We start from the raw sequence: 23,248 nt of genomic DNA on the forward strand, positions 1-23,248 counted from the left end.
ACTGCCGACTCCCCCGCCGCGAGCGGCCGTGCCGCCCGCGCTCGAAAAAGCGCGGGCGCACTTCAACTTGAAATGAGGCCCAGGCGCGGACCCATCGCCCGTCGCGTCTGGCTCAGAGGGGAGCAAAATGACTGCTCAACAAACCGTCACGCGCCGCCAGCGCGCTCGCGTCTATGCCGCCGCTTTGGCTGTCGGTGATCCCAGGACGGCACTGGAGAATGCATCCCTTTCCGTCGAGCGTCTTCGCCTGCCAGCTCGGGTCGCAACGCGACTGGTTCATGATGCGCTTCGATACGCGGTGGCCTGCCACGGTCTGCGCGACCGCATCGCCGCGCGCCTGGCGCTCGGCTATTTGGTAGATGGCGTCATCCCGCGACCCGTCGTCATTATTCAGCAGGCTCGCCGGACAGAACGTCGTCTGGCGCGCCAGCAGCGCCGGAGCGTTCCAGCATGAGCCTGCTTCCTCTGTTTCCCGACCTTCCGAATCCCTACCGCACGCGCGTTAGCGATGTGGCTCCGCTGTTCGACGGCGAGATCCTGTTCGTGAGTGATTGGGAGCGGATCGGCACACACGATTGGTGCCTGGTCATCTACTTCTCCGAACGGTTCGGTCGGCCGTCGAGCTACTACGCCTGGCGGCGTTCCTCCGATGTCGGCCAGCAGACCGCGCCTTGGCATCATGGGCACGCCTTCCCCTCATACGACCATAACCGCTCGGACGACGGCCTGCCTGCCAGCTTGATCGTCTTGTGGCACCGGGCCGAAGACGAACGCCGAAAGCATGGGGTCGCGTGATGGAGTTCAAAAAGAAGCTTCGGCACCCTCGCCCTGATGAGCCGTCAACCCGGCAACTGGCTGCCTACGAGAGGACCAAAAGACGCAAGCAGGACGCTCTGCCTTTGCTGGCTCCGCTGATCGCGGAGAACCAGCTTTCCGTCGCCCACGAGTTTGAGCGACGACGCGATCTCATAGAGCGCACCGACCAGAAGATGAGGGACTTCGACGCCCGCCAGTGGCGGGCTGTTCGCAAGCGCCTCTATGATCTTCCGTCTCGGCTTAGGGCCGTCGTTCTGGCCCGCTACCACGGTGGCCGAATGCCGCGTGACGCCGGGACGCTCAGCTATCTGCTCTGGCGAGAGCTGATGGGCGTCGAGGTCGCGGCCGACGAGATGCCGCCGTTGAGCGACGTCGCCCGTCTTGAACTTATCCGCGGGATCAATGATCGGGCTCGCCAGGGCGACACCTGGACCCGGTATCGTCGGGCCTATTCAGTCGGCGCAATGACCTTCCTTGCACCGGGCTTTCAACCTTCAGAAGATGCGGACAAGCCGCATGTCGTCCTGGACGTGTCGCGCGGGCGCTTGTCCCTAATGTGCGACCGTGTCGCCGCCTATGACGACTTTTCTCACAACACCGATCCGAGCGGCGAACGCCGCTCTGGCTACTTCGAGATTTTGGGCACTCGCTTCCGGTTCGAGGTCCTCTATCTCAACACGGGTGACGACGGTCCTGCGACCGTCCCATGGAACATCGACCTATCGCGGCGCTGGGTCTGGTTTGGCCTCGAAGACGAAGCCGTCGATCTTTCAACTGCGGCCGTCACTGACGGCTGGTGTTGGCGCGGTCGCAGTCGCCATTGACTGCCCCAATTTTCAACCCTGACAGGCGGCCCAGGGCCGCCTCTGTTGGTGGTCTATTTTCGACTAGGTGGGGGCGCGCAAGCGCCCCCTTCTTTTTGACCTGGTGCAGCTGATCGTTGCTCTCCGATTGGGCGGCCTGCAGCGTGTCCGGTGCGGTTGGGCCTAGTCGGATAGGTTGAACCGGCTGACCCGTCGATTTGGAATTGCCTGCGGCGCTTGGTCCAGTTCTGGGGGGAAGGTGGGGTCCAACGTCCTAGAGGGCTCATCTGCCTTTCCCTGTTTCGCTTTCACCTGGTCCTTTTGTCCGTCCTTCCTCTGAGACTCACTGGCACTGTCCGTGCTGCGAAATTTGCCGAGGTGTGGTGCTCGCCCTGACGGCCTGGCCGTCCAGGGCTGACCCCACTCGGCTGAGCGGCCTGCCGGCCGCGAGATACGGTCGCAGCGCGAACGCTGCGGCTGATCCCTCGAGCTGTCGGCTCGCTTCACGAGCCAAACAGATCTCAGCGCAAGAGGCGCTCGGTCCCCCTCAAGAGGGAGTTGGACCTCGCCGATGCGATCATTGACCTCAGTTTCAAAAGGCAGGCGGCCCGCGTGCGGGACTCTGCTGAACGCATCCCCAGGATGCGGCACACATTACGCACACCTGCGGTAGGGTTAGAATGTTGTAATCGTTAGAGAATAAAACAACGAAGGGTTGATAACTTTCGCACCACCTAAACACAAATGCCGCTTTCTTCTGCGTTTCCAACGTGTTACGGTGCGTAACCTTTGCACCACCATTGCACGGTTTGGTCTCCCAATGCCTTCGAACAACCCGCGTGTCATTGCGGTCCTTCCGCCCCATCTCCACGGTCGCATGGTGGAGAAACTGGCTGGCACTGGCGTCAGCCAGAGCGAGTATGTTCGGCGTCTCATCACAGCCGACCTTGAGGGACATCAGGACTACATGGTCCGGCTCATGGGCCATCGCCTGATGCAGTCGTCGGTGCATTTGGCCGCCCTCTCCAAGGATCGTTTCAACGCCGACCAGTTCGCCCAACTGCGGACCCTCGCGGCTGACATGGGGGTCGCCGCCTTCGGGCCCTTGCCGGTCCGGCCCTACGATTTCGAGAAGGGACCGGAGGCAACCGAACAGGTTCAGGCCCTTCACGATCTGCTCGACGCGGTGTAGGAGGGACAACCCCTCTACCCCAGCTTCCTGGTCGGCTGCCTCCTTCTGGAGCGCCGAATGGCCAGACCCAACAATACGATCTTCGCTGCGTGGCTGCGGGGCGGTCAGACGTTCGGCCACACCCTGGCAATGGTGACGGGTGTTCTGCACTTCATCACCAAGTGGCTCCTGATCCCGGCCATTGTCTGCTACGTTTGGCTGACGACGTGGGCGACTGAACTTGAAACCCAGTACGGCTTCCTCGTCCTTCAGGCGCGCCTCTTCGAATGGTTCGGCGCCCCAGCTCCTGACATCCTAGCCGTCCCTGTCGCTGGCGTAGGTCGCGAGAACTACCACGTCAGCGACATACCGCATCTCCCCTTCGTTGAGCCTCTGGCCAGCGCCTACTTCGAGAAGACCAAACACGTCTTCTTCGTGTGGTGCTGCTTCGCGATCATCCTCGTCGGCCTCCAGGCGTACTTCTTCACCACATCCGGCAAGGCCAAGCTCAAGACCCGACAGGTGAAAGGTCAGCAGGTCGTCAGTGCACCCGTCCTCCAACAGGAAATCCGCGCATTCAACGAAACCATTGAAAAGGCCCAGCGCCTTCCTCCCATCAAACGACCGACGCTTGTTGGCATCGACTATCCGCATGACGGCGAGTTCGAACATACGATGATCACCGGCGGCGTCGGCTCTGGTAAGTCGGTCGCCCTGAAGGGTCTCCTGAAATCAATCCGCGACCGAAACGACCGGGCGATCATCTACGATCCCGAAGGCGAGTTCATCCGCGACTTCTACGACCCTACCATCGACGTCATCCTGAACCCGTTTGATGATCGCTCCCCGGCATGGTCCACCTTCTTCGATGCGGTCGAGCTCGTTGACTGGGACCGGCTCGCCCATGGCCTATTCCCTGATCCAAAGTCGGGCGATCCGTACTGGGCCAGCGCTTCCCGCTCCCTGTTCGCCTGGTCTGGTTACAGCCTGCAGAAGCGATGGCCGGGGGCCACCCTCAAGGATCAGCTGAACCTCTTCTTCGGTCCGACCGACAACCTTGTCGCTCTCCTGAAAGACACGCCCGCCGCAAAGCACCTGGACGGCGCGCCCAACCCGCGCACAACGTCCTTGCTGTCGATGCTGACAGAAGGCGTCACCCCCCTTGTTCATCTGATGACCAACAAGGAGCCGTTCTCGATCCGGCAGTGGATCAACCACAAGGAACGGCGGCCCGGCTTCCTCTTCCTATCTGCCCCCGAGTCCCACATCGCGACCCTGCGTCCGCTTCTAGGCTTCTGGGCGGACATCGCCGTCTCCGCGCTGCTCAGTCGCATGACGCAGGGCATTCCTCCCATTCCGACGTGGATCGTCCTCGACGAATTCACCTCGCTTGGTCGGGTCGATTCCCTGGCTGAAGGCCCAGCGCGACTGCGCAAGCATGGGGGCGCAATGGTGTTCGGTCTTCAGCAGGTCTCCCAGCTGAAGGACATCTATGGCGCCGATCGCGCTCTTACGATCATCGGCCAGTGCACGAACAAACTGATCCTTCGCGCCAACGACCATGACACCGCCAAGACCATGAGCCTGATGCTTGGGGAACGGGTCATGCACCGTGTCACGGAGGCGACCACCTACGGCGCCAACACCATCCGCGACGGCGTCGGCCTCACTCCGAAGGAGGAGAAGGAGCCAGTCTTCTCGCCAACTGCGATCCTGAACTTCCCGGCCTTGCAGGGTGCAATCCGGGTCAGCAACAGGCGGCCCTCCATGCCGTTCCCTGTCGCGACCGTGAAGTTCACTCCGGTCCAACTGCAGCCCGTCGCCGCTCCGTTCGTCCCCCTGAACGGCCGCAATGTCGTGGACGACTTCCTGAACCGACATGCGCACCGATCAACTGCAGCACAGACGCCGCCTGGCGCTGCTGCAGCCGCGCTTCATGCGAAAGCGCTGAATGCGTCGTCCTCAACGGCGGCGCCAGCTGACGCGACTGGATCGCCTCCAGGCGGCGGCAATGGCGGCGGCAAAGCCCAGACCCTCGCCCTCGTCGTTGACAACACAGGGAGCAAATCACCCAGCGGTCCTTCGCCGGATCAGACCCGGCAGCCTTCTGCTGAGGAGAAGGCAGTCGCTCGCCCCCAGACGCCGGACTTGTTCAGCCACAAGGATGAGAAGTCCCTCGACCAGGCTCTTGCCGAACGTGCGGGCATGGACCAGGAGCCGTCGACGGCTTCTGACCCTGACCGCGACCAGCCTTCGGGCCGAACCGAAGGCGTTCAGCGCTTCTCGATCGAAGATCTCGGCCTGGACGTCTGATCATGCTCAGCATCAGCGGGATCAAGAGCGCCGGTGGCGCTGCAAACTATTACGGCAAGGACGACTACTACGTCACGGGCGAAGCCGGCAGCCCAGGCCTTAACTGGGGAGGCAAGGGCAGTGAGATGGCGGGCCTCAAGGGCACGTCGACGCCTGAGCAGTTCCGTTCCGTCCTGAATGGCAGTCACCCGGCTTTCAACGGCGGTCAGCCTGGTCAGATCAATGATCGTCATCGACCCGGGCACGACCTGACCCTGAGCGCTCCGAAATCGTTGTCGGTCCTCGCGCTCGTTGGGGGTGATAAACGGCTACTCGACGTTCACCGTCAGGGCGTGGCCGCTGCGATGGCCTACGTCGAGGATAGCTTCTCTATCACCCGGGTCCGACAGGCTGATGGGACGATCAAGGAGGTCCGCACCGGCAACCTCGTCTATGCCACCGTCGAACATCAGACGTCTCGCTCGGCGGATCCCCAGGTCCATTCCCACAACGTCACTGCCAACAAGACCTATGACGCCGCCACCGACAAATGGCGCGCCCTGGAGACCCAGCACCTCTACAAGAACTTCAAGACCGCCGGTCTGATCTATCAGGCGACCGTGGCTAAGGGCGTCATGGAGATCGGCTATGACGTCGTTAAGGATGCCCGTGAAGGCACCTTCGAAATCGCCGGCATCCCGCGCGAACAGTTAGAGGCGTTCTCCAAGCGCCATGCCGACATCCAGAAGCGGATGGAGGCCGCCGAGAAAGCGAAAGGGCGTCCCCTCACGCCCGCAGAGCGCGAAGTCATCGTCCTGCAGGATCGGCCTCGCAAGCTCGATCATCCACGCTCCGAGCTCGAAAACCGCTGGCGGCAGGAAGCAAAAGACGTCGGCTTGAATCTTCAGCCGCTCATCGACGCTTCCAAGTCCAGGGGCATGGGCGCCGACCTCACTCCCCGCACCTCTGGGATGGCGAAGGACAGCCTCTCGCGACTGTACGAGCGCTTCAAGGCCATGACGGGCAAGGAGGTTCCTGTCCATGACCCTTATGCCTCGCAAAGAAGCGCAAGCGAAACCCGGACCCACGCGGGTAAGGCGCTCAGCTACGCCATCCGGGTGCTAGAGCAGGGCAAGACAGTCTTCAGTCAGCACGAAGTCCTCGCCCAGGCTCTTCGGCTCGCGCCGGCTGGCGTGACCCACACGCAGGTTCTCGCGTCGGCCCACGCCCTGCAGAATGACGGGCGACTTCAGCAGGCCGACAAGTCGGTCCTGGACGGCATGACCACGAAGCGCGCCTTGGCCCTCGAAAAGGAGGTCATCACCAAGATTGAACAGGGCAGGGGAGTGGTCCCCCCCTGTTTCACGAAGTCCCATGTCGGCGCCGCCCTTGATCGGGCGGAGAAGGATTCCTCCGTCGGCATCAAGCTGGACGAGAAGCAGCGCGACGCCGCCATGCAGATGCTGACGTCGATGGACAGATATACCGGGATCCAGGGTTCGGCAGGCGTCGGCAAAACGACGATGCTGCGGGCGGTGCGGGTTGCCGCCCGAAATGAGGAATTCATCGGCCTCGCCGCCCAGCATGACGCCGCCCAGGTTCTGCAGAAAGAAGCTGGCATTCCCAGCCGCACCCTCGAAAGCCTCATCGGCAGCATTGAGCGCGAGGTGCAGCGTGAGGGTCCAGGCCTGGCCAATCTCAAGGCCTTCTACGCCAACAAGACCCTCGTCGTGGATGAGTCCTCGATGAAGAGCAACGCTCAGATGGTCCGCTTGATGCGCGCCATGGAGGCGGTCAACGTCAAGCGCGCCGTGTTCGTCGGCGATCAGCGCCAGCTCGGGTCGCCTGAAGCAGGCGCGCCCTTCCGTCACGCGCTCATGGAAAACCTCAATCACGCGGTGATGGACAACATCCGTCGCCAGAAGGATCCAGTGCTCCTGGAAGCGGTCAAGCACCTCGCGAAGGGTGAGGTCACACCGGCCCTCCGCCTCGTCCAGCCGCACATCACCGCCCTCGGCCGAGATACGCCCGAGGCCGCGTACGCCAAGGCTGCACATGACGCCTGGGCTGCGGGCCGGGCGAATGATCGAGAACCGCGCATCATCGTGCCGACAAACTCCCTCCGCGGCGCTGTTGCGGTCGAGATCCGCAAGACGCTGATCGAAAGCAAGGAGCTGGGGGAGGGGAGCGATCACGCCGCCCTGAGGCCTGACCGGATGGCGACAGCTGAAAAGCACCGCGCCGAGAATTACCAGGAAGGTCACATCTTGGTATTTCACCAAGGCTTGCGGGCATCCGGCATTAAGCGCGATGCGCACCTGACTGTTGTCGGCCGCGATCTGCGAAACAACCTGCTCATCACGGAGAACAAGGCTGGCCAGCGTCATCAGGTCGACCTGAACACGGTCGCCGCCTCCCGGAATAGCTATTTCGAAACCTACCTGTCCAAGACGATTGAGGTTCGTGAAGGTGAGCGTCTCGTTTGGGACCGGATCTACCAACAGAAGGATCCGACCACGGGCGAGCTCGCCAAGGACTTCAAGGTCGGTTCCCGCTTTACCGTGGAGAAGATTGATGGCGATCGGTGGACTGTTCGTGATGAGCAGGATCAACGCCATGTCCTGCACAAGGACAACCCGGCGCTGAAGTTCATCAGCTATGGGTATGCTGAGACTGCGGACCGGTCCCAGGGCAAGACGTTCAAGGACGTCATTGCCGTACTCGGCTCGAACCATGGCGAGGCGGCCACGGCAAGCCGCTTCTACGTCCAGCTTTCGCGGACGTCCGAGACATTCGGACTGATCACCAATGACGTGAAGTCCTTGTCCATGCGTCTCAATAACCAGGACGGTCTGAATCTAATCGCTTCGCGGGAGTTGGCGGACCTGGTCCAGGGCGCGTCGGCTACGCCAGCGCTGTCTGGGCCTCAGCAGGCCCCTGAAGCGCCTAGCCTCGATGTTGCCGCATCAGGTCCAGCCGCGCCGGCGACGCCAGAGTCACCGGACATCGCCAAGCCACAGAAGGAAATGGAGGCTACGGCGCCTGCAGAGAAACAACGCGACATGACGCCGGCGGAATCTCCCCCCCGCCAGAAGGATCGCGATGACTACAGCCTGTAGCCCCGACCTAGTCGCTCAACACCCTCACAGCCTACGACCAGATCACTTCAACAGACCAAGGGACGCCAAGATGACAGACAGCCAGCTCGCTGCAGTTGCCGACCAGGTGCTGCAGAAAATCGCCACCGTCGCATTCGACCTTGCGGCCAGCTGCAGCATCACGGCCACGCAGGTTGCGGGCATGATCGTCAGCTTCCTCTATGCGCACCCTGACGCAACCCCTCGCTTCCTCGAGGCTGGCGCCAGTGTCCTCCTTGAAGAGGGGCGCAGCTGGTCCAGCCATAGCTTCGAGGCGCTAGCGGCCGTCGCTGCTGTGCATGTGGGAGCGGGCCAATGACTGCGAATTGGTACGCCTTCGCCATGGGCGTCGCAGTCGCCGGGGCCCTCGTCGTGGTGATGATTGCTCGTCAGCCGAGCGTTCCCGAGCCGCTTCATCAAATGGCTTCGTCTGTGCCCGGCTGCCTCCCTGAACAACCGACCTCGGCATCTGGCCGGGTCGAAACCTGCACCACTCGTTCGCGAAAGGACGATATCCGATGAGCCTCCTTCAGCATCCAAAGGGGCCTTGGGACGGGTTGACGCCTATGCCGCGCCGACGCCGACGCTTTCCCCGTAGCCGTATCCATCCTGGAACTGGTCCTGACCTCCGCGAGAGAATGGCGATCTCATGGTTCGAGGTCTCGGTCTCGCTGTTCGTCTTGGTACTGATCTATCTCCTCGGCGTGTTCTGGTGGGCTGAAGGAGCAACGCTTTCAGAGCGAAGCCTCAAGGCAGCAGGCCTTCCGATTGTTTTCTTGGCCTCGAACCTTGCGTCGTGGGCCTCGAGAGCGATCCCGTTTTTCTACCGCAATCACCTCGCTCGGCTCCCTCTGATTGGCCTCCCGGCTTTTCTCCTCGGGTTTTACCTGCTGGGCGAAATCATCGGCTAACGGCACGCGATAACGGCAACTGATGCTGTGGCCAATTTCGCATAAGATATCTTATCGGCGTTTAAAATCAATGACTTAACCTGTATCGGAAATCAATTATGAGCCAGTTCCAGCGCTCACCGACCTCAGGTTTCGAACATCCAATGAGTCACACGGTGAACAAGCAGCAAACCGACGCCCAAGCGCACAACGACATCGACGAGATCCTTGCGACCTGGTCAGAGAAAAAGAACGAGGATGCCCGTTTGAAGGTGATCCGGGATGCCCAGGCAACGCGCCTGCAGAACCTTTACGACGTGCGAGATGCCATTTGGGCCGATGAGCCAGCGCGGGTCTCGGCCGCCCTTATCGAGGCGAGGAATAGCGACGACAAAACGCTCGCAGCAGCAATCGAAGGTCTCATTCTTGAGCGCCGGGAGTACGACACCAGCAATCGTATCCTGCTGGGTTCACTAGCCCGTGCCGCGCTGTGGTCCTTGCCTTTGATCGTCATGATCGGACTGTTCGGCCTCTTCGGCCTCCCTACATTCCTTTCTCACGACCCAGCCTCGTTCGTGATTAGGGGCTTTTGGTTCTACGGCTTGGCGATTGCCGGCGTGTTCTCTGCCATCTTGATGTGGGCGGCGTTCAACAGCTCTGTGCCCTGGGGCCGATCGTTGCAGCTGGCACCATGCGATCAACTGCAGAGCGACGGCGGTGAAGCGTAATGGCGACCTTCACCAAACCGAAGTTTTCGGTAGCTGAGCTCACCCCCGAGAAGCTTTTTGAGCTTCTGGGGGATCACCAGTCGATTGAAGTCGATCAGTACAGTCTCGGCGTCGACAAGGACATTTTCGATGACCTCGATATCTGGATGACCGACCCCTACGGATGTGACCTTGGGTGGGTTCCCTACACTGTCGAGAGCGCCGGGCGCGTACTGGACCGGATCAGCAACGCCGATCCGAACGGTACGGAGCGAGACGCAACGTGACTGCGGCCAAGACTCCCGCCATCGGCTCAGCCAACGACAACGGTCACTTCCCGCACGCCATCCAGAGCGCGCTGGACGCCCGACCTAATTCGATCGAGGCCCCTGTGCTTCGCGCCTGGTCAAAGAGAGAGCCCTTGGATGCCGCTATGGCGGCCCATGCTCTGCACCGGCGTCTGCGCTGCAGCGACGATCAGCCAACCTTGTCGGCGCCGAAGAGGCCCGACGTCGACGTCATCGTTGACGACTGGAAGGCCAATTACCCCGAGGCTGTCTATCTGCCGGCCTCCGACCGCCTTCTCGACGCCCTCACCCGCTGGGCTGACGAGGAAATCACCCCCTCCCTTCTTCACCATTCTTAATCGACGGAGAGCATCATGGAATTTCGCCCCCTCACCCGAAATGGCGACGCTAAGCCCCGGCTGGCGGCAAAGTCGTCCAGCGCCACCCTGAGCGTTCCCCCCCACTGTGCAGAACGGGCCAACCTCGCCGCAGGCCCTGTCTCGCTCGGCATCGCTGAAGAACGGAACAAGGTCTTCCTGCAGGTGCTGGCCGATCCGAAGGGCGAGTATCGCCTTGCGCAGCGTGGCTCCAACCTGGTGCTGACTACGCCGACTCTCTTGCCCCGGGCACCGACCCCGAAACACCGCACCGGCATCGAGGTGGACGTTCATAGCCAAGGCCAAGGGCTTGTGATCGAGTTTCCCAAGGACTGGAAGCTCGCCAGCGACTGATGTCTGGAAACCGCGACATCTTCGATGACGCCCGGCGCCGCGTCACGATTCCCCAGGTGCCGGGCGTCGAGAACCTGCATCGCGAGGGCAGCGGCCTTAGAGGCCCCTGCCCGCTGTGCAATGCCTCGAAGGTTCGCTACGAGGCTGGCGACACATGGGCAGGCGCCTTCCAGGTCTTCGCCGATGAGACTCGCTGGCGCTGCCACAGCTGTCATCCGAACAGCGGCGATGTGCTCGACCTGGAACATGCCCTGAGGGGAACGCCTGGCCAGTCGGTTCGGCACGCCGCCATGCGCCTTCTCAAGATCGAGCTACAAGACGGAGAAACGACCAAGCCGGTGGATCTGGCCGAAGTCGCCAAGCGCACCGCCTTGCAGACGGCCCGCAAGCTCGAAACAGCCAAGCGACTATGGCGAGAGGGCCAATCAGCGGCTGGCACACTGGTCGAAACATACCTGCGGGCCCGTGGTTTCCATGGGCCGGTTTTGGCCGCCGCTTTATTGATGCTGCGCTTCCATCCAGCCGCCTACCATTCCGGCCGAGGCAACGACGTCGTTAGGGCCCCGGCGATGATCGGCCTGATCATGACGCCCTGGGGGCCCACAGGCGGTGTCAGCGCGACCTACCTGGCCCCTGATGGGAGCGGAAAAGCGGCCCTTTCTCCCCCTCGCAAGGTCTTCGGTCCGGAACAGCTCGCTGGTCCCGACGGCGTGCTGCGCCACGGCGGCGTCTGGCTGGCGCCGCCGTCGTCACCTGGTCAGCTCGTCGTCGGAGAAGGCATCGAGACGGTTGGCTCAGCCGCCATTCTCTACGGCGCTCCAGCTCGTCCTGTTGCAACGCTCGGCCTGAAGGCACTGCAGGGCTTGTGGTTGTCCGATCCTTTCGGCCGCGTCGATCTGGTTCGCCTGCAGCCCGATCCGGCCTACCCTGGCTTCACCTGGCCAAACCCTGAGGCGCATCCTTGGGAAGGCCCGCTCATCTGTCTCGATATGGACGGCAATCCGATCAAGGTGCGTGTTCCGGGCGAAGGCACCTCCCATCGCCTCGTCGAACTGGACGGCCCTGCTCGGGCTGCGGTCTGCGCCAGCCTCGCCGCAGCAGCGTGGCTGGAAACTGGCGTATCGGGTTGCGCCTTCGCATTGCCTCCCCCCGGTATGGATCACAACGATCAGCTGGTGGCTGCTCTGGCCGGAGTGGGTGACGGGCGCCTACTCGTCACCTGTCTGGAGGACGTCCGCCCTCCCCTGGCTATGTCGTTGGCCTCATAGTCTGCGGTCAGGACCGATCGCATGAGAACAGCTGAACAGAACGATGTTCTGGACTGTGTTGTGTCCAATGCGTCATGCTCCCCTATGTCATCGAGTCGGATCGGGAGCTCGGCATGCAAATCGCCAATGGGCCCACTCAGGAGCGTCGCGTTGTAGCGGGGGCCCTCCTCTCTCAACTGCTGGAGCTCACCGCTCCGTTCCTCGCCGCTTTCCCGCCCGACCCTCTTCTGCCCAACGAAGAGTACGATCCCGCCACAGAAGTCGGCCGCGCCATCGGCCTCGCCCTAGCGGCCGGTCGCCGCGCTATGACCTCGGGCGATCCCGCGCAAGCGAACGGTCTGGGGTTTCTGAGAGGCCTCGGCCTTAGCTACGGCGAATGGCTTCGCGGCACTGATCAACTGACCATCGAAGTGACGGAAGAGTACTTCACTGATGGAGTGGCTAGGGGCCTACTCGGCCAGGTGACGCAGCGAGATCAACCCAGCGGTCAGGAGTCTGGTTTCGCCGAACTGGCCAAGCATACGATCTATACCGCATCGGAAGATCTTTTCGTCATAGCGGATCACCGGGGACTGACGGCCCAGGAGGCGGCGCGCCTTCAAATCCAAGCCTTCCTGAATCTCTCGGCGCTCTTTGCCAAGCAGGCGGGTTTGGACGCGACGGCCCTTCAAGCGGAGCTACGCCAGGCGTCAGACGACGCTCTTGCAATCTAAAACCAGCTACGGCGTGGGCTGCGCGTCATCCTTCTTGCGACCGCGCGCCACGATCTTCAGCGCCCCGTCCGGCAGCGGGCGCTGCAGCGCCGCAGCTTCTGGCCAGGGCGCATGCATCCAGACCTCCAGCTCGGCCGGGTCAGTAAGGATTACGGGCATGGCCTTCGGGTGGATGGCGCGTACCTCGGAATTCGGGTCGCAGGTCAAAAACCCGAACAGGTCGATGGTCTCGACGTCGTTCTTGATCTTCCGCACCCCAGTCCAGTTCGACATCCAGATCCCGGCGAAGAAGGCGATCGGGCGGTCATCGTCCAGGGCGAACCAGATGTCGCCGCCGGCGTCGCGGTTGAACTCGCTGAAGCTGGTGAAGGGAACCAGGCACCGGCTCGGCGGCGACAGGTGCGGCGCCCAATGGCGGCTGGCCAGGTTGCGGATGTTCGTCGTCCCCTTGTCCGGCTCCATCTTCAGCAGCTGCTCGAAGTCGACCGTCTGGCCCTTGGCCCTCAACCTGTCGGCACGTCGGCTTGCCGCTTCGAATTGCGCCTTGGCTGATGAAGGCATGCCCCAGCGGCCGAGCGCGATCTCCCGCACCCCGTCGCCGCCGGTCCTGACGATCGGCGCTTCGTAGTCGGGGAAGATCCCGGGCAGCGGCGGCAGATTGCCCGTCAAGTCTCGCATCGCGCGTGCGGCGCGGCGGATCGCCTCTTGGCCCTTGGTCTCAGAGTAGAGATTGCACATCCACGGAACCTCTCACGCAGAACAACGCTTGTGGAGTCGGAGCCGGCCCTTGGAGCGGTGGCCCGGCAATATGCGCCGCTCAATACGCCGCCGCGATCGGCGTCTCCGACAGTCTGGTGGTATAGGCCGGGCTCCTCATGTCGGCCCTGATCGACCAGGCACGCGACACCCCCGACTGCGCGGGCGACAGAGCGCCCCGACCGAACCGGCTGTTCACCCGGTCCATCGCCCTCATCAACGCCTCCCGCCTGGGGTCCGTCGCCGCCAGCAGCGATCGAGGCGCCTGCGCCGGCGTCACGAGATCTTCCATGATGATGCCCGCCTTGGCGTATCGATACCCGGACTGCCATAGCCGCCGCGTCGCCGAGGACGCCGCGCGCACCAGCTGCAGCGTGTCGTCCGTCGCTTCGATCAGGTTGGCGACGCCGGACACCGAACGACTGGGCCCATCGACGAACCGGCTCGTGTGGAAGAAGACCTGCATCTGGTGGGCCAACATGCCGTGCCGGCGCAGCTTCTCGCCCGCCCGCGTGGCGTAAAAGGCCGTCGCCTCTAGCATCTCCTCCACCCTTGTGATCGGCGCGCCGAACGATCGGGTCACGGCGATGCCCTTGCGCGTGGGCGGCTCGATCTCGAGCTCTTGGCAGAGGACGCCGTTCATCTCGCGCACCAGGCGCTCGCCGGTCACGGTCAGCAGCTGGCGGGCGATGCGCGCATCGAGGCCGCGCAAATCCGCAGCGGTTATCACGCCGATCGCGCGTAGCTTCCCGGCCGAGGCGCGGCCGACGCCCCACACGTCTTCGATCGCCAGCAGGGGCAGCATCCGGTCGCGGGCCTCGGCCGAGGTCAGGTCGCACACGCCCTCCAGCTCAGGCCGCTTCTTCGCCAGGTGATTGGCGGCCTTGGCCAGAACCCGGGTCGGGCCAAGGCCGACGCAGGTCGGGATCCCGGTCCACTGCCGGACGGTGCGTCGCATGGCCCGGGCGTGGCCGGCCGGGTCGATCATGCCGGTGAAGTCGAGGAAGCTCTCGTCGATCGAATAGACTTCGACGTCCTGGGCGTGGGCGCGATAGATCTCGTTCATGCGCCGGCTCATGTCGCCGTAGAGCACGTAGTTCGATGACCGGGCGACGACGCCATTCGCCTCGCACAGCTTGCGGATCTTGAACCAGGGCGCGCCCATCTCGATGCCCAGGGCCTTGGCCTCGGGCGTCCGCGCTACCGCGCAGCCGTCGTTGTTCGACAGGACGATGACCGGGCGGCCCTCGAGGCGCGGGTCGAACACGCGCTCGCAGCTGCAGTAGAAGCTGTTGCCGTCCGACAGGGCGAAGACCCGACCGCTCATCGCGGCGGCGGCCGATGCGGCGTGAGCGACCAGGTAATTACGCCCCAGATCAGGGCCTCACTCGCCTCGTCCAAGATCAAGGGGCCCATTTCCGGGTTTGCGAAGTCCAGCGCCAGGCGGCCGCCGCGCAGGCGCACGACCTGCTTGGCGCTAGGCAGGCCGTCGATCACGGCCACTACGACGTCGTTGGCCTTAGGCGTCAGGGAGCGGTCGACCACGGCATAGTCGCCGTCGTTGATGCCTCTCGCGATCATGCTGCGCCCGACCACCCGCCACATGAAGGTGGAGGCGGGATTGGTGACGATCAGGCGCGCGGGATCCAGCGCCTCTTCGACATAGTCGTCTGCCGGCGACGGAAAGCCCGCGCACAGCGCCCTCCCCATCAGCGGCACCAGTTCTTGTTTCAACGCCTTCACGGTTTCGCTCCAGGAGCCAACCGACCCAGCGCGGCGCATTACGCGCTGAGCCATCACCTCGCAAGCGGTTTTGTTCCTTCTTTGTTCCGCCAACGTGCGGCGCGTCGGGCGTGGGGTCCATGTCCGCGGTGCAGCGTGGCTTCAGGCCTTTAGAGGAAGAGGCAGGATCGAGAAGGGCAAGGTCGCCCGAGGAAAAGAGAGGCGGCCGTCACTCCAAATCTCGGGTTTCCTGATGCAAAATTCTCCGCTCGCAGTAGCCGACGGCCTCTTCGGCCGCATGTCCAAGACAGACGGTCTCGTGGCCGCCGCGTGGGTGCTGGGCATCCAACTCGCCAAGGGGCGCCAGCTGGACGCCAAGGTCCTGCGCACCACCATGGAGCACACGTTTCAGGGATCCGACGCGGACGGTCTGTGGGATTGGCGCGATGCTTATGAAGCCGCAGAGCTTGCTCAGGTCCTCTACCTTCGCCGGCACGCCGCATCGATCGTCGCGCCCCAGATCGACCCCGCCGACAGCCTCGCAGCCCTGAAGGCGCTCAGCGGGCTGGCGCCTTCCCAGACGCGCCGCTCGGAACGGCAGCTCCAGTTTCAACAGTTCTCGACGCCCGTCGATCTCGCCTATGTCGCGTCGATTGCAGCCGATGCACGCCCTGAAGATGTGGTCCTCGAACCTTCTGCAGGAACTGGCCTGCTGGCCATCTATGCAGAACTCGCCGGCGCGCGGCTCCACCTGAATGAACTCGACGAAGCCCGCGCCTCGCTGCTCGATCAGTTATTCCGCGATACGGCCGTGACCAGGCTGAACGGCGAGCAGATCAACGATCGCCTCCACCCTGACGTTCGCCCCACGCTCGTCATCATGAACCCGCCCTTCAGCGTCTCGCCCGGAGTCACCGGCAGGACCCAACGCGCCGACTTCCGCCACATCGAGGCGGCCCTCGCCAGGCTCGAAAGCGGCGGCCGTCTGGTGGCGATCACTGGCGCCGGGCTGTCCCCTGAAGAACACCCCGATCTCTACAGCCATCTGCGGGAAGCCCATGGCCAGGTCGTCTTCACTCGCGCGCTCGATGGCAGCGCCTATGCCCGCCATGGCACGACGACAGACACCCGTCTCACGGTCATCGACAAACGCGAGGATGCTGCAGCGCCGGCGTCGTCGCTGCCGATGGCCGAAGACAGCGCCGACCTGCTCGCGTCGCTCTCCGCTGTGCCGGAACGCCTCGGACTTAGCCCGCGACCGGCACGGACAAGCGCCGCTGTCTCGATCGCGCGTCCGACTCTGCGTCCAGCGGCGGCGACGTTCCAGCAACCGGCATCGGTCGAATTCCCCGGCGCCGAACTCGTCGCATACACCGCCCGCACCCTCACGGAGGACATCGAGTCCGGATCGCAGGGCATCTATGAGGCATACACCGTCGCGACGATCGACATCGAGGGCGCCGCAACCCACCCCTCGACCCTGGTCGAATCCGCCGCCATGTCGGCCGTTCGCTTCCCCATGCCGGCGTATCAGCCGCGGCTCCCCCGCCAGCTCGTGACGGGCGGCGCACTATCCGACGCTCAGCTCGAAACCATCATCTACGCTGGGGAAGCCCATTCCCGCCTTCTTCCTGGCCGATGGCGCGCTGACGAGACCTACGACGTTCTCTCTGCAGCCAACGACGAAGATGGTCGGCCCTATCGCCAAGGCTTCTTCCTCGGCGATGGAACGGGGGCGGGCAAGGGAAGACAGGCTGCCGGCGTCGCTCTCGACAACTGGCTTCAGGGCCGCCGCAAGATCGTCTGGGTCTCTAAGAACGACCCCCTGGTCGAAGATGCTCGCCGTGACTGGAGCGCACTAGGCGGACGCCCGAACCAGGTCGTTCCCCAGTCACGCTTCCCGCTCGGCAGCAAGATTCCGCTCGCGGAAGGCATTCTCTTCACCACCTACGCTACCCTCCGATCGGGCCCGCGCGGCGAGAAGGCATCTCGTCTCGCCCAGGTCCTCGAATGGCTCGGCTCCGACTTTGACGGCCTGATCATCTTTGACGAGGCCCACGCTATGGCCAACGCAGCCGGAGAGAAAGGCGCTCGCGGCGATCGCGGCCCGTCGGAACAAGGCCGGACCGGACTACGGCTGCAGAACGCCCTACCGAACGCGCGCGTCCTCTACGTTTCCGCCACCGGGGCCACGGTCGTATCCAATCTCGGCTACGCCTCTCGCCTCGGCCTGTGGGGCGCGGCCAGCTTCCCCTTCCCCACCCGGGCCAGCTTCGTCGCGGCCATGGAGGCCGGCGGCGTAGCGGCCATGGAGGTTCTCGCTCGGGACCTGAAGGCGCTCGGCCTCTACACCGCACGGTCGCTCTCCTATGCCGGCGTCGAATACGAGATCCTCGAGCACGATCTGACGCCCGAACAGACCGAAATTTACGACGCCTACGCCGACGCCTTCTCGATCATTCACAACAACCTCGAGGCGGCCCTTCGGCTCACCAACATCTCCAGCGATTCCGGCGCCACCCTGAACGGAAACGCGAAGGGCGCCGCCCGGTCGGCCTTTGAGAGCGCAAAGCAGAGGTTTTTCGGCTTCATCGTCACCTCGATGAAAATGCCGACCGTGCTGAAGCAGATCCAGCGTGACCTTGACGACGGGTTCGCGCCGGTCATCCAACTGGTCACGACGGGCGAAGCGCTGATGGAGCGCCGCCTCGCTGAGATCCCTGTCAGCGAATGGGGTGATATCCAGGTTGACGTGACGCCTCGGGAATACGTTCTCGACTATCTGATGAACTCCTTCCCGATCGCCTTGCATGAGGTGTTCTCTGACGAAGAAGGGAACCTGCGGTCCCGGATCGCCATGCAGGATGGCCAGCCCGTCGTCTGTCAGGCCGCGCTCGAAAAGCGCGACGAAATGATGGAATACCTCGGCGCCCTGCCCGCCGTGCACTCAGCGCTCGATCAGCTGATCCACCACTTCGGAACTGACCAGGTCGCTGAAGTCACTGGCCGATCCCGCCGGATCGTCAAGCGCGTGTCGTTTGACGGCGCCCGCCTCGCTGTAGAGCGTCGTCCGGCCTCGGCAAACCGGGATGAGACCACAGCGTTCATGGACGGAAAGAAGAAGATCATCGTCTTCAGCGACGCCGGCGGAACCGGCCGCTCCTACCACGCCGATCGAAACGCCAAGAACCAGGACAGGCGCACCCACTATCTCCTGGAGACTGGATGGAAGGCTGACGCAGCAGTCCAGGGCCTCGGCCGCACCAACCGCACCAACCAGGTCCACGCCCCGCTGTTGCGGCCAGTCGCCACGAACGTCAAAGGCGAGAAGCGCTTCCTGTCAACGATCGCTCGTCGCCTCGACAGCCTGGGCGCCCTCACCAAAGGTCAGCGGCAGACCGGCGGCCAAGGTCTTTTCCGTCCTGAGGACAATCTCGAAAGCGACTACGCCAAGACCGCCCTTCGCCGCCTCTACAGGATGATCCATGCCGGCGACGTCGACGGGCTCAGCCTGGACGGATTTCAGCAGGCCACCGGCCTCGCGCTTACCGATCAGGACGGCACCTTGAAGGACGAACTGCCTCCCATCACCACCTTCCTCAACCGCGTTCTGGCGATGCGCATCAATCATCAGAACTCCATCTTCGGCTACCTGGAGGAGCGCATCGAGGCCGAGATCGACGCAGCGGTGGCGGCCGGCACCTATGAGGTCGGCGTGGAGCAGCTGACCGCAGAACGCTTCGACGTCGTCGGCCGACGCACCATCTACCGACACGAAGCTTCATCCGCGGAGTCGCACCTGGTCGAGATCCGCAAGATCATGCGCAACAAGCCCACCTCACTCGACGAGGTCCTCGAACTCAGCCGCGACAATGGCGGTCAGCTCATGGTCAACACCCAGTCAGGTCGTGCTGCCCTTTGTGTCAGGACCGCGAGCCTGATGGACGAAAGCGGCATCACCATTGAGCGCCGGCGTCTGGTCCGGCCCCTTCAGCAGGACCGCATCAATGCCTCGGGTCTCGAGCAGTCCAACTGGGTCAAGGCGTCCCCTGCCACCTTCGCCCATGCCTGGAATGCGGAGCTCGCTGATGTTCCTGAGTTCTCCGAGAGCACTTTCCACATCGTGACCGGTCTTCTGCTTCCTATCTGGTCGCGACTGCCCAATGCCCGCACGCGCGTCTATCGCCTGCAGGCCGGTTGCGGCGAACGCTTCATCGGTCGCGTTGTCGATCAGCTGGACCTTCCAGGCCTTTGCCAGAACTTCGGACTGGATGCGCCATCGCTGTCGGCCGATCAGATCCGCGGCCTGGTCTTCGATGAAGGTGCTACTGCCCGCCTTGCTGACGATCTGCAGATTCGAAGCGTGAGGGTGATGCACGCCCGCCGCATCGAGATCACCGGACTCACAGCTGCGGTTCTCCCGCGCTGGAAGGCCGAAGGCCTCACGACCGAGATCATCAACTACAAGACACGGGCATTCATCCCTGTCGGGCCTCACGGCTTGGCGCTGCTTGAGAAGATCCTCTCCAGCCACCCCGTAGTCGGCATCCAGCGGCGCTAGAAGCGCCGCTCATACGACCAGCCTTCGAATTGCGGCGCCGCTATCGCGGTGGCGCTGCAGCTCGACCTGCCAATGACCCTCTGCTTTGCACGAGAGAGGGCGCTCAAACGCCCTTCACGAGAGGGGGCCCGGCACGGCGTTCGGGCGAGAGTCGCCCTGCCCCGTCCCGCAACCGCTAAAGCGGTCCTCCACTTCGTTTCGGCCGAAGGTGCGGGCCGGCGCTCGCCGCGCTGTTTCGGTCCCCGTGAAGGGCGCCGGAGCGCCCGGGACTTGCAACGGAGTATCTGATCATGGCCGACGGCTCTTTCATCCCCCAGACCACGCCTACCGGCGCCTTGCTCGATGAACTTGCCCTGGTCGGATATCGGCCCTTCTCCGATGAAGCCGATCCTCGGCCGTTGCCGGAGGCCTCGGCCTGTCACCAAGGCCTTGGCGACGTTTTCGACGCCCTGGGGCACGCCCTGGGCGACACGCGGTTGGAAGATGACCTGGACGACGTCCTCTGGGGCATCGTCAACGTCTTTCAGCGCCGGGTCGGCCGCCTTGATCAAGACCTAGACCGCAACGAGCTTCAGCAGCGTGAGTCCATCGCCCTGCAGAACGGTTCTGAGGTTCGCTCAGTGGAGCTCGAGCAGCTCACCGCCCAAGGCATCAGCCTCGTTGAGCGACGGAACGCTTTCGAGGCGCTGCGCGACATAGCGGCTGATCTCTATGCAGTTCACACAGGCTCCACCTGGCGTCCTGCAGTTGGCAGCAAGGTCAACCGGGCAACCCTCACCGCCTCTATGCTGGACTCCAGGGACTTCATGAATGCTCGCCAGCGCGTCGACAATCAGGTCCACGCCCCGAAAGGCGCCATGGTCGGCTTCATTTCCAGCACAGATTTCAACGACACCGACAAGATCTGGGCCATCCTCGACAAGACCCACGCCAAGCACCCCGACATGGTCCTGGCCCATACAGGCGAGAAGATGGGCGGGCCGAAGATCGCTTCGTGCTGGGCGTCCTCTCGCAAGGTTCCCCAAGTCGTCTTCAGCCCCGACTTCACTCGTCACCAGAAGTCGGCGCCGTTCAAACGCAATGACAAGATGCTCGAAGCCATGCCCATTGGCGTCATTGCAGGGCCCGGTCAGGGCGTTCGCGACAACCTGGTCGACAAGGCCCGTCGCCTCGGCATCGCCGTGGTGGAAATCAGCTAGAGGTGATCAGCGTCGTCGTCGCCCCACCTGTGGTGGCGCAGCTTCATTTCGCCTGAAGACGCGCCCGCCTCGCTAACTCCCTCTCGATCGCCTCTCGGATCAAGGAAAGCCGGTCTTCCCCCGGCTGTAGGGCCGCGTCCATGCGGGCCTTCGCGCCTTCCGGCAGCGTGAGGTTCACATGCTCATGCCACAACTTCGTTCGGCCCATGCCCGACACATATCGAATACACGAAATCCGGTCAAACGGGCATAATATCGTGTATATGATATTGCCCCTTTTCGTGTACATGATATGTTCCTGCCTATCAGCAACGAGAGATGATCAGCATGGAGATCCAGGCCGGTTCACCCGCACCGGAAGGCGACGGGCAAGAAGTGCAGATGATCGCCAGCGTCATCGCCAGTTTCCACGCGCTGGACGCTCTGGTTGACGCCAACGACATCGTCGCCGCTGGAGCGGCGAGCCTTCTGGCCGAACGCATCATCGCCATTCGCGACCTGTGTTCGAGCGCGCCTGAAGGCCTGTTCTGGTACGACGTTCTGGACCCAGAGATCACGCATTCCAGCCCCGATAACATCCTCTCCGGTAACTATCTCCGATGGCATGTTGTCGAGGTCGGCTACGGTCAGATGTCGCTATTCGGCTTCTGGTTTGAGCCGGAAGACGGATCCGAATTTCAGTACCGCTATTTCACGGACCGCGACCAAGCCGACGCCGAGGCCCTCATGGGCCAGGTGCGGGCGCGGGCCGCGCAGCGCGCGGACTGAATGACCCCCATGAATGACATTTCTGCGGGCCTCGCCCGAGACCTGGACGAGGCTGAGGCCAAGGCCTGGGAAAGTCTGGCCAAATACAAGTTCATGATGTTCGGCTACTGGGCAGCAATCTGGGTGCACCAGAACCGCATCGGGCGCTTCAGGCGGCCCAACCCCTGGCAATCGCTAGTTCGGCAGGCTCGCTCTCAAATCGCGGCCGCCGCGACTTTGCAGCTGGGGCTAAACGGCCCCGCTGCTGATGTCTCCATTACCTCAACCCCAACCGCGCGGAACACACCCGCCGTCTCTGACATGAGCAAAACTCGATGAAAGACAATCTGACCACGAACTCCGACGCTGATGCCGGCGGTATGGACGAACTCGCCCTGGGCGGAACAGGCGTCGCGCTCATGTCGGTGGGCGCCGCGATCTTCGCCCCGTTCTTCGCTGGCCCCGCCTTGCTTGTTGGAATGATCGCCGGGGGTATAGCCCTCAAGCATCCCGACACCCCGACTGCGGTGAAGGCCCTCATCTGGGCGGCCTTCGCCGGGCTCTATTTTCTTGCTGCGCCGGCGGCCATGTCGATGCTGTTTGGCGACAACCTGGGCGACCTGGCCGTGCTTGTCATCATTTTCAAGGTCGGGGGCGGCCTAGCGGCTATCGCTGCTGCTGGCCACCTCATCTTCGCCCTCAAAGAGTTGAGCCGCGCTCCTGCGCGATAGCCGACCTGAAGGTTCGGAAGGTGCGCCGCCTCGCTCGCTGAGCAGCGGCCATGGTCTAGTTCTCAACGGTGATCGATATGCAAACCGACGTAGCCAGCCCGGCAACCTCTGACGGATGCGACCTTGTTACCAGTATCCTCTGGATCGTGGTGATGTTGGTCGTAATGGTCATGGTCTTACGCGCGTTCGACCCCACGAAGGCGATGAACCGTGACCGGAACTCCATATCGGCCAGCGAAGAGTATGAGGCCTCGGTCTGGTGCGAATGGCGCAACCTGGACGGTCCGAGATACGCGGATCACGACTGCCTGATGCGTCTGATCGACACCTCCGTCGCAGTTCCCCGCATCCAGGAGCCCGGGATCCTGACCGAAATAGTCCAGGCCAACGCCGCGTGGGCCAGAACGGACCCTCAACGGAATGCCAGCTATTGGAAAGGGCGAGCTGAGAACCTGGCCTCTGACGCCGAGCGCGCCAAGGTCAAGGCCGCAGCTCTGCACGCGAAGGTGGATGTGGCGATCCGATATACCGATGCGCATGGCTGCGAGCATCGCATTGGATCCGATGGTCGTGAACGGGATCGACTAAGATCTTTCGTCACCTGCTCGCGAAAGCGGCTGGGTTTGTCGTGAAGAGTCCAGTCCTGGTTGCCGTGGTCTCGTTGCGCCCGGCTTTGGGTTCATTCCGGCCTGAAGGCCTCCATACCCGGCAGTGCTG

23 protein-coding genes are annotated in these 23,248 nt (G+C 63.2%); 20 read left to right on the forward strand and 3 right to left on the reverse strand.

The window, feature by feature from the left end:
- The first annotated feature begins 127 nt into the window (after positions 1-127).
- The 14 genes from ACR9FL_RS18320 to ACR9FL_RS18385 all read left to right on the forward strand — a co-directional run bounded on the left by ACR9FL_RS18320 (position 128) and on the right by ACR9FL_RS18385 (position 12,815).
- Positions 128-454 (forward strand): hypothetical protein, encoded by a 327-nt coding sequence (locus ACR9FL_RS18320; RefSeq protein WP_312119781.1) that lies wholly within the window; start codon positions 128-130, stop codon positions 452-454.
- Positions 451-795: a hypothetical protein gene (locus ACR9FL_RS18325; RefSeq protein WP_312119784.1), complete on the forward strand. Its 345-nt coding sequence runs from the start codon at positions 451-453 to the stop codon at positions 793-795. Before ACR9FL_RS18320 ends, ACR9FL_RS18325 begins: the two co-directional genes overlap by 4 nt.
- Positions 795-1,640, forward strand: coding sequence for a hypothetical protein (locus ACR9FL_RS18330; RefSeq protein ID WP_436358228.1), 846 nt, complete (start codon positions 795-797; stop codon positions 1,638-1,640). The genes ACR9FL_RS18325 and ACR9FL_RS18330 overlap by 1 nt, the downstream gene beginning before the upstream one ends.
- 856 nt (positions 1,641-2,496) lie before the next feature.
- Positions 2,497-2,811: a hypothetical protein gene (locus ACR9FL_RS18335; RefSeq protein ID WP_436358229.1), complete on the forward strand. Its 315-nt coding sequence runs from the start codon at positions 2,497-2,499 to the stop codon at positions 2,809-2,811.
- A 57-nt stretch (positions 2,812-2,868) separates the two neighbouring features.
- The gene (locus tag ACR9FL_RS18340) at positions 2,869-5,103 is read left to right on the forward strand and encodes a type IV secretion system DNA-binding domain-containing protein (protein WP_436358230.1); all 2,235 of its coding nucleotides are present in this window, start codon (positions 2,869-2,871) and stop codon (positions 5,101-5,103) included.
- A 2-nt stretch (positions 5,104-5,105) separates the two neighbouring features.
- Complete coding sequence (gene mobF, locus ACR9FL_RS18345) at positions 5,106-8,201, forward strand: MobF family relaxase (protein WP_436358231.1); 3,096 nt, start codon at positions 5,106-5,108, stop codon at positions 8,199-8,201.
- A 70-nt stretch (positions 8,202-8,271) separates the two neighbouring features.
- Positions 8,272-8,538, forward strand: coding sequence for a hypothetical protein (locus ACR9FL_RS18350; RefSeq protein WP_436358232.1), 267 nt, complete (start codon positions 8,272-8,274; stop codon positions 8,536-8,538).
- Between the two features lie 319 nt (positions 8,539-8,857).
- On the forward strand, positions 8,858-9,130 hold the full coding sequence (locus ACR9FL_RS18355) for a hypothetical protein (RefSeq protein WP_436358233.1): 273 nt from the start codon (positions 8,858-8,860) through the stop codon (positions 9,128-9,130).
- A gap of 98 nt (positions 9,131-9,228) precedes the next feature.
- Positions 9,229-9,837: a hypothetical protein gene (locus ACR9FL_RS18360; protein WP_436358234.1), complete on the forward strand. Its 609-nt coding sequence runs from the start codon at positions 9,229-9,231 to the stop codon at positions 9,835-9,837.
- Positions 9,837-10,103, forward strand: a complete 267-nt coding sequence (locus ACR9FL_RS18365) for a hypothetical protein (RefSeq protein ID WP_436358235.1) — start codon at positions 9,837-9,839, stop codon at positions 10,101-10,103. The genes ACR9FL_RS18360 and ACR9FL_RS18365 overlap by 1 nt, the downstream gene beginning before the upstream one ends.
- Positions 10,100-10,462: a hypothetical protein gene (locus ACR9FL_RS18370; protein ID WP_436358236.1), complete on the forward strand. Its 363-nt coding sequence runs from the start codon at positions 10,100-10,102 to the stop codon at positions 10,460-10,462. The genes ACR9FL_RS18365 and ACR9FL_RS18370 overlap by 4 nt, the downstream gene beginning before the upstream one ends.
- A 15-nt stretch (positions 10,463-10,477) precedes the next feature.
- A complete protein-coding gene (locus ACR9FL_RS18375; RefSeq protein ID WP_436358237.1) occupies positions 10,478-10,834 on the forward strand; it encodes a hypothetical protein in 357 nt (118 codons plus the stop codon).
- Entirely contained in the window at positions 10,834-12,102 is a 1,269-nt protein-coding gene (locus tag ACR9FL_RS18380; protein WP_436358238.1) for a DUF7146 domain-containing protein, read from the forward strand. Before ACR9FL_RS18375 ends, ACR9FL_RS18380 begins: the two co-directional genes overlap by 1 nt.
- A 113-nt stretch (positions 12,103-12,215) precedes the next feature.
- Complete coding sequence (locus tag ACR9FL_RS18385) at positions 12,216-12,815, forward strand: hypothetical protein (RefSeq protein ID WP_436358239.1); 600 nt, start codon at positions 12,216-12,218, stop codon at positions 12,813-12,815.
- 6 nt (positions 12,816-12,821) lie between these two features.
- Here ACR9FL_RS18385 and ACR9FL_RS18390 read toward each other — a convergent pair whose 3' ends face one another.
- From ACR9FL_RS18390 to ACR9FL_RS18400, 3 genes are all read right to left on the reverse strand, one after another.
- Positions 12,822-13,553, reverse strand: coding sequence for an SOS response-associated peptidase (locus ACR9FL_RS18390; protein WP_436358240.1), 732 nt, complete (start codon positions 13,551-13,553; stop codon positions 12,822-12,824).
- Between the two features lie 79 nt (positions 13,554-13,632).
- The gene (locus ACR9FL_RS18395; RefSeq protein ID WP_436358241.1) at positions 13,633-14,898 is read right to left on the reverse strand and encodes a Y-family DNA polymerase; all 1,266 of its coding nucleotides are present in this window, start codon (positions 14,896-14,898) and stop codon (positions 13,633-13,635) included.
- Entirely contained in the window at positions 14,895-15,314 is a 420-nt protein-coding gene (locus tag ACR9FL_RS18400) for a LexA family protein (protein ID WP_436358242.1), read from the reverse strand. Before ACR9FL_RS18400 ends, ACR9FL_RS18395 begins: the two co-directional genes overlap by 4 nt.
- 232 nt (positions 15,315-15,546) lie before the next feature.
- On the opposite strand from ACR9FL_RS18400, the gene ACR9FL_RS18405 reads away from it, so the two are divergent.
- From ACR9FL_RS18405 to ACR9FL_RS18430, 6 genes are all read left to right on the forward strand, one after another.
- The gene (locus ACR9FL_RS18405; RefSeq protein ID WP_436358243.1) at positions 15,547-19,854 is read left to right on the forward strand and encodes a strawberry notch-like NTP hydrolase domain-containing protein; all 4,308 of its coding nucleotides are present in this window, start codon (positions 15,547-15,549) and stop codon (positions 19,852-19,854) included.
- Between the two features lie 290 nt (positions 19,855-20,144).
- Positions 20,145-21,053, forward strand: coding sequence for a DUF2493 domain-containing protein (locus tag ACR9FL_RS18410; RefSeq protein ID WP_436358244.1), 909 nt, complete (start codon positions 20,145-20,147; stop codon positions 21,051-21,053).
- A 318-nt stretch (positions 21,054-21,371) separates the two neighbouring features.
- The gene (locus ACR9FL_RS18415; RefSeq protein WP_436358245.1) at positions 21,372-21,821 is read left to right on the forward strand and encodes a hypothetical protein; all 450 of its coding nucleotides are present in this window, start codon (positions 21,372-21,374) and stop codon (positions 21,819-21,821) included.
- Positions 21,822-21,830: 9 nt separating this feature from the next.
- The gene (locus ACR9FL_RS18420; RefSeq protein ID WP_436358246.1) at positions 21,831-22,139 is read left to right on the forward strand and encodes a hypothetical protein; all 309 of its coding nucleotides are present in this window, start codon (positions 21,831-21,833) and stop codon (positions 22,137-22,139) included.
- Positions 22,136-22,531 carry a hypothetical protein gene (locus ACR9FL_RS18425; RefSeq protein WP_436358247.1) on the forward strand — a complete coding sequence of 132 codons (396 nt, stop codon included), beginning with the start codon at positions 22,136-22,138 and terminating at the stop codon, positions 22,529-22,531. Before ACR9FL_RS18420 ends, ACR9FL_RS18425 begins: the two co-directional genes overlap by 4 nt.
- Positions 22,532-22,608: 77 nt before the next feature.
- On the forward strand, positions 22,609-23,163 hold the full coding sequence (locus tag ACR9FL_RS18430) for a hypothetical protein (protein WP_436358248.1): 555 nt from the start codon (positions 22,609-22,611) through the stop codon (positions 23,161-23,163).
- The last annotated feature ends 85 nt before the right edge of the window (positions 23,164-23,248 follow it).

Source organism: Brevundimonas sp. CEF1, from assembly GCF_051353055.1.
Lineage (GTDB): Bacteria > Pseudomonadota > Alphaproteobacteria > Caulobacterales > Caulobacteraceae > Brevundimonas.